This is a genomic window from Rickettsiella endosymbiont of Miltochrista miniata, assembly GCF_964031245.1.
Lineage (GTDB): Bacteria > Pseudomonadota > Gammaproteobacteria > Diplorickettsiales > Diplorickettsiaceae > Aquirickettsiella.
In genome coordinates this window covers 1,259,926-1,272,045 of sequence record NZ_OZ035017.1, presented here as the reverse complement: position 1 = coordinate 1,272,045, position 12,120 = coordinate 1,259,926, and the positions used below count along the sequence as shown (strand labels likewise).

Here is a 12,120-nt window from a genome sequence, read left to right as displayed (position 1 = left end):
ATCCATTAAAAAGCTTAATTTTTTCTGGATGGCCACGGTCTCACTGACGTTTCGGCCTCGCCATGACGCGCAATTTTTAATTTTTGTACTAGCCAAGCTAAGCAGTAAAACTGGCAGAAACACACTATATAGATTATTATCCCCTTTGATTTCTTGTATTTCTGATGGCTAAGCGATGGTTAAAAATGGGAAAGTAGTTGAAAACCAACGATTCCAACGGCAACGCGATAAACCTAGATTTACTCGTTTAAGTTCTCAATTGCCTTCAAGAGGATGGTTTTTTAAGTTTTCATTGAGTCTATTACTTGTATTAAGTTTTGTTTTATTATGGCAAAAATTAGCCAATCCTAGTTGTTTTCCTGTCAAAAATATTAAAATTAGCGGCGATTTAACTTATGTTAAGCAAAGTCATTTGCAGCAGATTATTCTACCGTTTATTGCAAAAGGTTTTTTTCGTTTAGATAGCCAAGGATTAAAAGAACAAATTTCACATATGCCATGGATAGCTAATGTAAGCATAAAACGATATTGGCCGGATACATTAGCAGTAAGCTTTATTACTAAAAAACCTATCGCTTTTATTGGAAAGCATGGCTTATTAGATGAGCAGGGTAATATTTTTATTCCAGATGGAGATTCTATAGCGTTAGACCTACCAATTTTTGTGGGGCCGTTAGGCCAACAAAAATATTTATTACAAACCTATGCCGTACTGAATCCAATGTTTGCTCAATTAAACTTAAAAATTAAATTATTAAAACTAGTGGATCAACAATATTGGTATCTGAAGTTGAATAATGGGTTAACCGTTTATTTGAGTCGAAGTCAACCTTATATACAATTAGAGCATTTGGTAGATGTTTATTCTGATGTTATCGCAAGTAAAGTATCTATGGTAGATTATGTGGATCTCCGTTATGCCCATGGTATGGCAGTAAAATTTAAGAAACGGATTTCTTAGAAAAATTATTAATGACATAAAACAGATTTTTTTCCAAATGCAGTTTTTGAGTTTATGAAAAAAGATTCGGTTCACATAAAAATAGAGTAAGAGCTATATCCTAACAATGAAGTCAAGTGATGAAGTTTGAAAAGATCTAGAGAATTTAATTGAAGGTGAAATAATATGGCAAAGAAACCGACTAAGAATTTAATTGTAGGTTTAGATATTGGCACATCTAAGGTCAATGCCTTGGTGGGTGAAGTAAAACCCAATGGTATCGAAATTATTGGTATGGGGATTTATCCTTCATTGGGATTAAAGCGAGGTGTTGTTGTTAATATCGATGCAACCGTTGATTCAATTCAACGTGCTGTGGGCGAAGCAGAAGCAATGGCAGGGTGTCCAGTTCGAAGCGTATATACCGGTATTGCTGGAAATCATATTCGGAGTTTGAATTCTCACGGAATCGTTGCGATTCAAAATCAAGAAGTAACGCATGCGGATGTTGAACGTGTTATTGACGCAGCTAAAGCGGTCGCAATTCCAGCGGATCAAAAAATATTACACATTTTGCCCCAGGAATTTATTATTGATAGCCAAGAAGGTATTCGTGAGCCAATAGGCATGTCAGGCGTGCGTTTAGAAGCTAAGGTACATATGGTAACGGGTGCGGTAAGTGCTGCACAAAATATCATTAAATGTATTCAACGCTGTGGGTTAGAAGTTTCAGAAATAATTTTAGAACAACTTGCTTCAAGTCAATCCGTATTAACAGAAGATGAGAAAGAGTTGGGTGTGTGTTTAATTGACATTGGTGGTGGGACAACCGATATCGCTGTATTTACTGAAGGGGCCATACGTTTTACATCCGTTATTCCGATTGCCGGTGATCAAGTCACGAATGATATTGCCGTTGCATTAAGAACGCCCACACAAAGTGCGGAGCAGATTAAAAGAAGACATGCCTGTGCTTTGCCTGAATTAGCAAACCCAGATGAACTTGTCGAGGTATCTGGAGTAGGCGATCGTCCCGGACGCACACTGACTAAACGTGCTTTAGCTGAAGTTGTGGGGCCACGCTATGAAGAGCTCTTCCATTTAGTGAAAGCAGAATTATATCGTAGTGGTTTTGAAGAGTTTCTTGCAGCGGGAGTGGTATTAACGGGTGGTGCTTCTAATGTCAGTGGTAGTGTCGAATTAGCAGAAAAGATTTTTAAGCTACCCGTAAGACTGGGACATCCTCAATATATTACTGGAAATAACGAAGTAACGACGAACGGGATGTATGCGACCAGTACGGGCTTACTATTATATGGCTATCAACAACAATGCGAACAGCGAAAACCTAATGTTTTATTTGGTAGAAAAATAGCACGTATAAAAAATTGGTTATGCGAAAATTTTTAAAAAATACTGAAATCCTTAGGAGTTAATTATGAGTGCTAAATTTGATGCGCACAATCCCCCATTGCAAAATGCTGTCATAAAAGTCGTTGGTGTTGGAGGCGGTGGTGGTAATACGCTGGAACATATGTTGGCACAAGATATTCCAGGAGTAGAGTTTATCTGTGCAAACACGGACGCCCAAGCGTTAAAAAACTCTTCTGCTAATTGTTTATTACAATTGGGTCAACAAATCACCAAAGGTTTAGGCGCTGGAGCAAATCCTGAGATAGGCCGTCTTGCTGCCGAAGCGGATAGAGAAAGAGTGAGATCGGCGTTAGAGGGAGCGGATATGGTTTTTATTACCGCGGGAATGGGTGGAGGTACAGGAACGGGTGCTGCACCGGTTATTGCAGAGATTGCCAAACAGATGAAAATTTTAACGGTAGCAGTGGTGACTAAGCCTTTTGAGATTGAAGGAAAGAAACGTTTGCGCTTGGCTGAAGAAGGAATTAAGCAACTTAGCCAGCATGTTGATTCTCTCATTACTATCCCTAATGAAAAGTTAATGAACGTTTTAGGTGATGAAGTTAGTTTTTTAGATGCATTTAAAGCAGTAGATGATGTATTATTTGGTGCCGTTAAAGGAATTGCTGCATTAATTACGCGTGCGGGGTTAATCAATGTGGATTTTGCAGATGTAAAAACGGTAATGTCCGAGATGGGGACCACCATGATGGGGACAGGTGTAGGATTAGGTTCAGACAGAGCGTTATCAGCAGCAAACGCCGCTATAGGCAGTCCATTACTAAAAGACATAAATTTAAAAGGTGCACGTGGAGTATTAGTTAATATAACCGCGGGACCGGATTTATCCATGAAGGAATTTGGGATAGTCGGTGGAGTGATTAAAGAAATTGCATCAGAAGATGCTAATGTGGTTATTGGTACAGTAATAGATCCTGGGATGAACGATGAATTGCGTGTGACAATAGTAATAACAGGTCTTGGACATCAACTTCCTACGGGTGCTGCAATGCATGAGGTAGAAGATTCAGGCCTCATTAGAGCAGCTGACGGTAGTTTAGACTACCATCAGTTAGAACGTCCTACGGTATTACGCAAGCAAGGTGTCGTTACATCGAGTAAGTCCACAGTAGATAGTACCGCAACCGATATTGAATATTTTGATATTCCAGCTTTTTTACGAAGACAAGAAGAGGTTTCTTAAGGGTGTCCAGAAAAAACAATTCAATTCAAACTTCACGTGCGCTGAAACAACGTACTTTAAAAAACGTTATTAAAGCCGCAGGGATCACTTTACACAGTGGTGAAACGGCTATTTTAACGTTGCGACCAGCTCCGATAAACACGGGAATTATTTTTCGACGGATAGATTTTAATCCTATAGTTGAGGTTCAAGCGCGGGCTGAACATGTCGGTGAAACTACCTTGCAAACTACTTTACTTAAAAATGGTGTCAGAGTGGCTACCATAGAGCATTTAATGTCAGCTATGGCGGGTTTGGGTATTGATAATGCGTACGTTGATATTACCGCTTCAGAAATTCCTATTATGGATGGAAGCGCAGGACCCTTTATTTTTTTAATTCAGTCGGCAGGTATTGAAGAGCAAAGTGCCTCAAAACGTTTTATCCGAATTAAACAAGCTATTAAGGTGACGGAAGGGGATAAATGGGCTTGTTTTGAACCCTTCGATGGATTTAAGGTTTCGTTTGAAATTGATTTTAATCATCCGCTTTTTCAAAATCGTAGTCAAAAAGCAAGTATTGATTTTTCTACGACTTCCTATATTAAAGAGGTTAGTCGCGCACGTACCTTTGGTTTTATGGCAGACTACGAAAAATTGCGTGAGGTTCGACTCGCTTTAGGTGGAAGCCTCGATAATGCGGTTGTTGTAGATGAGTATAGAGTACTGAATGAAGATGGTTTACGTTACGAAGATGAGTTTGTGCGCCATAAGATTCTTGATGCAGTGGGAGATCTCTATTTATTAGGTCACAGCCTCATTGGAGCATTTAGTGGTTATAAATCCGGTCATGCACTGAATAATTTATTATTACGTCGCTTGCTGAGCAATGCAGATGCTTGGGAATATGTGGAATTTGAAGATGAGATAAAAGCACCGCTGGTTTATCGACGTGCTTTGTTAGATGCATATAGGACTGAATAAAGCCTAATCTAAGATATTCTCTATTTTTTCTCGCAGGATAATAAATTGGCTATTTTAGCAGTTCATCCAAAGCAGCATTAGCTAAACTATCTACGCGGTCGTTTTCAGGATGGCCGCTATGTCCTTTTACCCATTCCCAGCGGATTTGATGACGTTCTGCTTGTACGGCTAATTCTTTCCATAAATCTGAATTTTTTACCGGTTTTTTATTGGCAGTTAACCAAGCTCGCCGCTTCCATTGAGGTAGCCATTCGGTAATACCTTTTTGGACATATTGTGAATCGGTACTGAGTGATATTTGACAGGGTTTTTTTACCATCATTAAAGCCTGAATGGCTGCCATTAACTCCATACGATTATTGGTAGTAGAGGTTTCTGTGCCTGAAATGGTTTTTTCTTTTCCCTGATATCGCAGGAGAGCTGCCCAGGCTCCAGGCCCCGGATTTCCTCGACAGGCGCCGTCAGTAAAAATCTCTATTTTTGGGATTTTAGGCATGATGGGCTCCTCGAGCATTGGGTGCTAAGACCTTATTATTGAGTACCGGGGGAAATTGCCAAACTAAGCCTAAGCCATTGAGTCTTTTTATTCGTTTTTCTGCAATAATCAAATAAATTCCTCCCATGTAAGGAATAAGCCAAGGCGATACCCGTTCTAACCATGCTAATTTCTTAAATAACCACAAACCGGGGGTACTGGATAAAGGGGGGCGGAATAGAAAGGTCTCGGTATGCTGAATTTCACCCCCTAAAAAATGTATCCATTGGCAAAGAGTTTGGATGGTGTGAAAACGACCCCCCCAAGCAGGGTTTTTATTGGATGAGAATAGCCGATATAGGCCCCATAAGCTGATAGGATTGATCCCTAATATAATCAAATGGCCATTGGGAGCGAGTACCCGCCAGGCTTCTGTGAGTATGGCTAATGCGGTACTTTTGTTCGTATCTAATGTATGGGGCATCAGGAGCAGATTAATACTATCATTGGCAAAGGGTAAATGAGTATATAGACTCTCTAAGTTAGAGCCATCTATTTTGTCAGTATTAGGCTTGCTTTTATAGTCAGAAGAAACCGTAATTTTATGAATAATAGGACTAGTAGATAAGCTCGAAAACGAATGTTGGCTCAACTGCAATAAGTGTCGGCCATCATAATGAGGGATTAGACTAGCTAAACGATGATCTTCAATATCCAAGTAATGCTGTTTCAAGGGGTTATATCCAGCTAACAAACAGTTAGAGTTAATTAATCGATGAATCTTAACACCTTTTTTATTATCGCATAGGTAGGTCTGGCTAAAAAGACCCTTAAAATGTAGGTTTTAACCGGGTATTTCTACTCAAAAACAATGCGAAAATGTAGGTCTTTAAGTAAGAAATCGCCTTTATAAATGTAGGTTAAAAACCTACAAAAAAGGCGTTTAATTTAGCTTTTGTAAGCCCTTTGTCTTGACCTACCTAAGGGCTCCCCGTAAGATCTTTAGTATGACTTATAAAATGCTTAAAATTTATTCTTTATTACTTACCGCACTACTCATTCTAGCAGTGGGTATCACCGCATGTGTGCAGTTTCCTACTTCTGAAGAAGGTGGAATGGGCCTCAGCGGGGCGGGTAACGATACAGATAGTAAAACCTATCAAACCGTTATTATGAAATCGACTGGTAGTAGTTTAGCGCCTCGGAATGCTAAAGCGCTTTATAGCGCCGTAGACAAGGGTACGCTTTGGGAGCCTATTCGAGCCCATTTACAATTGTCAGCTCGTGAGGAAAACCAACCTCAGGTTCAAGAGCAGATCCGTTGGTTTGCTAAAAATCCACTCTATTTAAAAGACGCGGTAAATCGAGCTGCGCCCTACATTTACTATGTGTATGCGCAGGTGAGAAAGCGTGATTTGCCTACAGAATTGGTTTTATTACCTATTATTGAGAGTGGTTATAATCCGTCAGCGACTAACTCGTCTTCAGGGGCGGCTGGTTTATGGCAGTTAATGACCGGTACCGCTAAGGGATATGGTGTACATCAAGATAGAGGTTTTGATGGTCGTCGAGATATTAGTAGCTCGACCAATGCGGCCTTAAATTACCTTACCTATTTAAGAAGCTTCTTCGGGGGCGACTGGTTGTTAGCCATAGCGGCTTACGACACAGGTGAAGGTAACGTACAGAATGCGATCCGTCATAATACGCAGCAGGATAAGAATACCCATTTCTGGGCATTGCCATTGGCATCTGAGACACGTTCTTATATTCCGCGTTTATTGGCTTTAGCTGCGATTGTTAAAAACCCAGCTAAGTATGGCGTGAGCTTACCTCCGGTCAGTGCTAAGCCTTATTTAGAGCTAGTTGACGCAAATAGCATGAGTTTAACTCGTGTAGCTAAATTAGCGGGCATGAGCGTTGCGGAATTAAAGGAATTGAATCCGGGAGTGAAAAGTAGCTCTGCTGCCATTAAACGTGGGCAGGTCGCTTTACCTATTGATAGGGTAGCTTTGTATAAACAACAATTAGTTACCGCTCCAAGCTCGAACTCTAAGGTTCAAGCTGATGATAGTAGGCTCGCTTTAAAACAGGCTGGATCAAAAGGCAAGCGTAGTTCTGCTCAGTTAGTGAGTAACCAAACTAAGCCTAGTCCGGCTACGTTGGTGAAGACTAACCCAGGTTCGCAGCAAATTCACTTAGTAAAAAGTGGAGATACGCTGGCAGGTATTGCAAAGCACTACCACGTATCGGTTAAGAAAATACAGGCTTGGAATAAGCTTGATAGCGACTTTCTCAAGCCAGGTGAAAAACTAAAAATTATGCTTTCATAAGCATAGCTTTAAAACGAAGAAATACGCAGGTATTTACTTCGTTTTTTTTTGCCAAAAAAACTAGCGATGCTTTTCACTCAAAATACTTAAATAATGAGTAAACAAATTTTTAGTTTCTGGGTGCTTTAAGGCATAGGCTATGGTTGCTTTTAAATAACCAAATTTACTTCCACAGTCGTAACGTATCCCTTCAAATTCCCAAGCATGCATCACCTCATCTTGTAGCTGGCTAGCGATGGCATCCGTCAGTTGAATTTCGCCGTTTTTTCCCATAGGTGTTTTGGAAAGATAAGGGAAGATAGTTGAAGTAAGAATATAACGACCGACCACAGCTAAATTGGAAGGTGCTTCTTTGTGACTGGGTTTTTCTACAATAGTGTTAATCTGGCTCAGTCTACCCGTTTTAGTTTTATAACCGATTATACCGTATTGCTCTGTTTCTTCGGGAGTGACACTTTGAACGGCAATGACAGTATTTTGTTTTTCTTGATAGATATCTAACATTTGTTTTAAACATGGGATAGCAGAATCTATTAAATCATCGGCAAGTAAAACAGCAAATGCTTCGTCATTTATAAGAGGCCGTGCACATAAAACTGCATGTCCCAAGCCTAAGGTGTCTGGTTGACGCAGATAAACACAACTCACCCCTTTTGGTAAGATATTTTTTACAATATCTAAAAGGTCTTTTTTTCCCGCTTCGTTGAGTTTAGCTTCTAATTCATAATTTGAATCAAAATGATCTTCAATAGCTCGTTTACTACTGCTCGTTATAAAAATGAGTTCGGTAATTCCCGCAGCAATGGCTTCTTCTACTGCATATTGAATTAGAGGTTTATCGACGATAGGCAACATTTCTTTAGGACTGGCTTTTGTTGCAGGTAAAAAACGTGTCCCTAAACCAGCCACTGGGAAAATTGCTTTTGTAATTTTTTTAATCGTTTTCATGTTAGAAATGCTCTCCGCGACCAATGGCATAGTATTTAATTCCCAATTGCTTTAAACAATCTGGATCATAAAGATTTCTTCCATCAAAGATAGCGGGCTGTTTTAAACGTTCTTTGATGAGCTGGAAATCTGGATTAAAGAAGATATTCCATTCAGTGACTATCACTAAGACATCTGCGTTAATTAAGGCTTCTTCAGGAGTGTCATAGCAACTAAAATTAGCTTGATCTTTATATAAACGAATTGCTTCAGGCATGGCGACAGGATCATAAGCTTGAATCCTCATGCCTGCAGCTAAAGCGGCTGTAACAAACACTTTGCTAGGTGCTTCGCGCATATCATCGGTGTTCGGCTTAAAAGATAAACCCCATAAGGCGATTACTTTTCCGCGTAAATTATTTTGAAAGAATTGAGAAACTTTGTTAAATAAAAGTTTTTTTTGTGCATCATTCACCTGATGTACCGCATTTAATAGCTTAGGTTGATAGTGAACCGTTTTAGCGGTGGCCTCTAAAGCGAGCACATCCTTAGGGAAGCAAGAACCACCATAACCGCATCCAGGATTAATAAAATGATAACCAATACGCGGGTCAGAACCGATGCCAATACGAACTTGTTCAATATCTGCATTTAAACGATCGGCCAGTTGACTCATTTCATTTATAAAACTTATTTTGGTCGCTAAAAAGGCATTGGCGGCATATTTTGTGAGTTCGGCCGAGCGAATATCCATGGCGATTAAACGATCGTTATTACGATTAAAAGGTCTGTATAGATGACGTAAGTGCGATTCTGCAGTTTTATTATCGGTACCAATAATGATTCTATCAGAACGCATAAAATCACTAACCGCTGCACCCTCGCGTAAAAATTCAGGATTTGAAGCAACATCAAATGAAATGTTGACGTTGCGCTGATGTAATTGTTTTTGAATAATTGCCTTTACTCGATCAGCAGTTCCTACGGGCACAGTCGATTTATTGATAATCAGCTTAGGTTCAACCAGTGCTCTCCCTATGTATTCAGCAACCTCCAAAACATAGCTTAAATCCGCTGAACCATCTTCATCTTGAGGCGTGCCCACGGTAATAAATTGGTAGAAGCCGTGCTCAACCCCGCGTTGCGGATCCGTACTAAACTCGAGCCGGCCAGCACTTAAGTTTTTTTGTAATAAAGCAGGCAAATCAGGTTCATGAATAGGGCATTCACCTTGTTGTAACCGTTTTACTTTTTCTTGATCAATGTCAACACAAAGCACTTTATTTCCATGCTCGGCTAAACAAGCGGCTGTGACCAAACCTACATAACCTGCACCAAAGAGATTAATTCGCATAATTTTAATAAGGGCTAGAAAATACTAGGGTTTATATAGATTACCTTGAAGAGACGAAATCACGTCTGCAACATCGAGCAGTATAGTATCGCAGAATAGTGATTGCTTCAATTTTGGCTAAATATCCGCTAGACTTTGATGTTTTAGAGAGTAACTCTGATGCGACCCTATTTGGATTTTTTACAGCACATTCTTAATAATGGACAAGCTAAAACCGATAGGACGGGCACGGGTACACTCAGTACCTTTGCTTATCAAATGCGTTTTGATTTGAGTGTCGGTTTCCCACTCGTCACAACAAAAAAATTACATTTAAAAAGTATTATTTATGAGTTGTTGTGGTTTTTACGTGGTGATACGAATATTCGTTACTTAAATGAAAATAAAGTTACTATTTGGGATGAATGGGCTGATTCAGAAGGCAACTTAGGGCCTGTTTATGGTAAGCAATGGCGTTCTTGGCCAACCTCCGATCATAAAACGATTGATCAAATGAGCCAGCTTATTCAACAAGTAAAAACTAATCCGGATTCACGGCGCTTAATTGTTAGCGCTTGGAATGTCGGCGAGCTGGCAAAAATGGCTTTGCCGCCTTGTCATTTGTTATTTCAATTCTATGTAGCTAATTCACGGCTCTCATGTCAGCTGTACCAGCGCAGTGCCGATGCATTTTTAGGTGTACCGTTTAATATTGCTTCTTACGCTTTATTAACACACATGATTGCGCAACAGTGTAATTTAGAAGTCGGTGAATTTATTTGGACCGGTGGTGATTGTCATATCTATAGTAATCATCTCGAGCAAGTGCATACTCAATTGTCACGACAGCCCTATGCCTCACCACAACTAAACATTTTACGCAAACCAGATTCATTATTTGATTATGCGTTTGATGATTTTTCTTTAGCAGATTATGCGTATCATCCTATGATTAAAGCAGCCATAGCGGTTTAATTAAATGCCCGTCATGGCGAGGCCGAAACCGTTAGTGAGGCCGTGGCCATCCATGGATTGCCGCGCGCTTCGCGCTCGCAATGACGAGTAACAAGATGTTTATTAACTTCTCGATGTATTAGAAAAAAATAAAAATTAATTTATACATAAATTTTTTTCTATTCCTTAAGGAAACCTTAAGACTAAATCGTTAGCCTATAAAAAACTTACATAATATTTTATGGGCTAATCTCATATGCGAACAAAAAATGAAATTAAAGAATTACTAAGTTCTCCTTCTGATCATAAAAAGCCAATTGAAGAAGCAACGGAGCTTGATAATAAACGTCGTTGGTTTGAACAATTCATAAAAGAAGCAGAAGGACGAAATAAAATTTCTAACCCGGTGTCTAATTCAAGCCTTAATGATCCAATAAAAACTTCTAAATTTTCTAGGGAAGATCAAGCTACCCAGTCTCCGTTTAGGGTTTCCCGGATCCCACAGCTGGATAAAAGCATCAATACGAGTGATTCATCCAGTAACATTTCGTTAAGAAGCGCTAGTAGCAGCTCAAGTTTATCTTCAACAATTCCTTCAAGAATTCCCACACCAATACTAACTAGAAGAAATTCGAGTTTATTGTTTAATAAAGATCAACTAGAAAAGATAATTAAAATATATAAACTTAATAAAGACAAGAGGTGGGTTTTAATTTCTCCTGATCACAGATTTGTAAGGCAGTGTCGTCCTAAAACAACACCAGCGCTTACTTATCGAGAACATGACAAAATCCGAGTTGAACATTTATCAAATAAAGAAATTGAAATATTAGAACTAATGCAATTAGAGGATAATTCAGAAAAAAATAACAAGGAAATAAGATTTTTGGGAAAGAAATAAATTATTTCAGTTCAAATATAATTAACTTAAATATACTCTACTTTATCAATCTCTAGATTAACCAAGCCAGCCGGAGTTTGCACATCGACACTATCGCCTTCTTCTTTGCCAATGAGTGCACGGGCAATCGGGGAGGCGACCGATATTTTCGAGTGCTTGATATCTGCTTCGTCTTCGCCGACGATTTGGTAAATAACCCCTTCGTCGGTTTTGGTATTAATTAGACGTATGGTAGAACCAAAAATGACTTTGCCATGATTGTTTATTTTGGTGACATCAATCACTTGCGCGCTGGCTAATTTATTTTCGATTTCGGCAATACGACCTTCAATAAAACCTTGCATTTCTTTAGCGGCATGATATTCGGCATTTTCCTTGAGATCACCATGCGCACGCGCTTCAGCAATAGCCGCAATGACTTGTGGTCGCTTCAAGGTTTTTAGTTGGTTGAGTTCTTCCTTTAAATGTTCAGCACCGCTGATAGTCATAGGAACTTTTTTCATGATTTCTCTCTAGCTTGCTTGGTATTTTTTTCTTCAGCGTCCTTACTGAATCCATTGCTATACTCTTCGCAGTTGAATTTTTGTCTGCGTTGCCGCTCAATTCGCAATCCTCATGTATATTAATACATTCCGGTTGCTTCATTATCACGCCGCCTTGTCAAAAATCCGATTGCTG

General features: G+C 39.4%; 12 protein-coding genes. 7 read left to right on the top strand and 5 right to left on the bottom strand.

Annotated elements, in window-relative coordinates:
- Positions 1-175: 175 nt before the first annotated feature.
- From AAHH40_RS05845 to lpxC, 4 genes are all read left to right on the top strand, one after another.
- Positions 176-961, top strand: a complete 786-nt coding sequence (locus AAHH40_RS05845; RefSeq protein ID WP_342219737.1) for a cell division protein FtsQ/DivIB — start codon at positions 176-178, stop codon at positions 959-961.
- Positions 962-1,126: 165 nt separating this feature from the next.
- Complete coding sequence (ftsA, locus tag AAHH40_RS05840; RefSeq protein WP_342219736.1) at positions 1,127-2,350, top strand: cell division protein FtsA; 1,224 nt, start codon at positions 1,127-1,129, stop codon at positions 2,348-2,350.
- A gap of 28 nt (positions 2,351-2,378) precedes the next feature.
- Positions 2,379-3,557: a cell division protein FtsZ gene (ftsZ, locus tag AAHH40_RS05835; protein WP_342219735.1), complete on the top strand. Its 1,179-nt coding sequence runs from the start codon at positions 2,379-2,381 to the stop codon at positions 3,555-3,557.
- 41 nt (positions 3,558-3,598) lie between these two features.
- Positions 3,599-4,519 (top strand): UDP-3-O-acyl-N-acetylglucosamine deacetylase, encoded by a 921-nt coding sequence (lpxC, locus tag AAHH40_RS05830; RefSeq protein WP_342220810.1) that lies wholly within the window; start codon positions 3,599-3,601, stop codon positions 4,517-4,519.
- A 49-nt stretch (positions 4,520-4,568) separates the two neighbouring features.
- Here the strand turns inward: lpxC and rnhA are convergent, their stop codons facing one another.
- Positions 4,569-5,015, bottom strand: coding sequence for a ribonuclease HI (rnhA, locus tag AAHH40_RS05825; protein ID WP_342219734.1), 447 nt, complete (start codon positions 5,013-5,015; stop codon positions 4,569-4,571).
- Complete coding sequence (locus AAHH40_RS05820) at positions 5,008-5,727, bottom strand: hypothetical protein (protein WP_342219733.1); 720 nt, start codon at positions 5,725-5,727, stop codon at positions 5,008-5,010. Before AAHH40_RS05820 ends, rnhA begins: the two co-directional genes overlap by 8 nt.
- 274 nt (positions 5,728-6,001) lie before the next feature.
- Between AAHH40_RS05820 and AAHH40_RS05815 the strand changes: the two genes are divergently transcribed.
- Positions 6,002-7,327, top strand: a complete 1,326-nt coding sequence (locus AAHH40_RS05815; protein ID WP_342219732.1) for a transglycosylase SLT domain-containing protein — start codon at positions 6,002-6,004, stop codon at positions 7,325-7,327.
- A 60-nt stretch (positions 7,328-7,387) separates the two neighbouring features.
- Here the strand turns inward: AAHH40_RS05815 and galU are convergent, their stop codons facing one another.
- Both galU and AAHH40_RS05805 read right to left on the bottom strand, forming a co-directional pair.
- Positions 7,388-8,275, bottom strand: coding sequence for a UTP--glucose-1-phosphate uridylyltransferase GalU (galU, locus tag AAHH40_RS05810; RefSeq protein WP_425287958.1), 888 nt, complete (start codon positions 8,273-8,275; stop codon positions 7,388-7,390).
- 1 nt (position 8,276) lies between these two features.
- Complete coding sequence (locus tag AAHH40_RS05805) at positions 8,277-9,608, bottom strand: UDP-glucose/GDP-mannose dehydrogenase family protein (RefSeq protein WP_342219731.1); 1,332 nt, start codon at positions 9,606-9,608, stop codon at positions 8,277-8,279.
- 159 nt (positions 9,609-9,767) lie between these two features.
- Between AAHH40_RS05805 and AAHH40_RS05800 the strand changes: the two genes are divergently transcribed.
- The gene (locus AAHH40_RS05800) at positions 9,768-10,562 is read left to right on the top strand and encodes a thymidylate synthase (RefSeq protein ID WP_342219730.1); all 795 of its coding nucleotides are present in this window, start codon (positions 9,768-9,770) and stop codon (positions 10,560-10,562) included.
- Between the two features lie 235 nt (positions 10,563-10,797).
- Positions 10,798-11,442: a hypothetical protein gene (locus tag AAHH40_RS05795; RefSeq protein ID WP_342219729.1), complete on the top strand. Its 645-nt coding sequence runs from the start codon at positions 10,798-10,800 to the stop codon at positions 11,440-11,442.
- A 26-nt stretch (positions 11,443-11,468) separates the two neighbouring features.
- On the opposite strand, the gene greA is transcribed toward AAHH40_RS05795, so the two are convergent.
- On the bottom strand, positions 11,469-11,945 hold the full coding sequence (gene greA, locus AAHH40_RS05790) for a transcription elongation factor GreA (protein ID WP_342219728.1): 477 nt from the start codon (positions 11,943-11,945) through the stop codon (positions 11,469-11,471).
- Between the last annotated feature and the right edge of the window lie 175 nt (positions 11,946-12,120).

Bases quoted from the DNA above. Each gene is read 5' to 3' on its own strand.
- AAHH40_RS05845 (WP_342219737.1), top strand. From the start codon at position 176: ATGGTTAAAAATGGGAAAGTAGTTGAAAACCAACGATTCCAACGGCAA.
- ftsA (WP_342219736.1), top strand. From the start codon at position 1,127: ATGGCAAAGAAACCGACTAAGAATTTAATTGTAGGTTTAGATATTGGC.
- ftsZ (WP_342219735.1), top strand. From the start codon at position 2,379: ATGAGTGCTAAATTTGATGCGCACAATCCCCCATTGCAAAATGCTGTC.
- rnhA (WP_342219734.1), bottom strand. From the start codon at position 5,015: ATGCCTAAAATCCCAAAAATAGAGATTTTTACTGACGGCGCCTGTCGA.
- AAHH40_RS05815 (WP_342219732.1), top strand. From the start codon at position 6,002: ATGACTTATAAAATGCTTAAAATTTATTCTTTATTACTTACCGCACTA.
- galU (WP_425287958.1), bottom strand. From the start codon at position 8,275: ATGAAAACGATTAAAAAAATTACAAAAGCAATTTTCCCAGTGGCTGGT.
- AAHH40_RS05805 (WP_342219731.1), bottom strand. From the start codon at position 9,608: ATGCGAATTAATCTCTTTGGTGCAGGTTATGTAGGTTTGGTCACAGCC.
- AAHH40_RS05800 (WP_342219730.1), top strand. From the start codon at position 9,768: ATGCGACCCTATTTGGATTTTTTACAGCACATTCTTAATAATGGACAA.
- AAHH40_RS05795 (WP_342219729.1), top strand. From the start codon at position 10,798: ATGCGAACAAAAAATGAAATTAAAGAATTACTAAGTTCTCCTTCTGAT.
- greA (WP_342219728.1), bottom strand. From the start codon at position 11,945: ATGAAAAAAGTTCCTATGACTATCAGCGGTGCTGAACATTTAAAGGAA.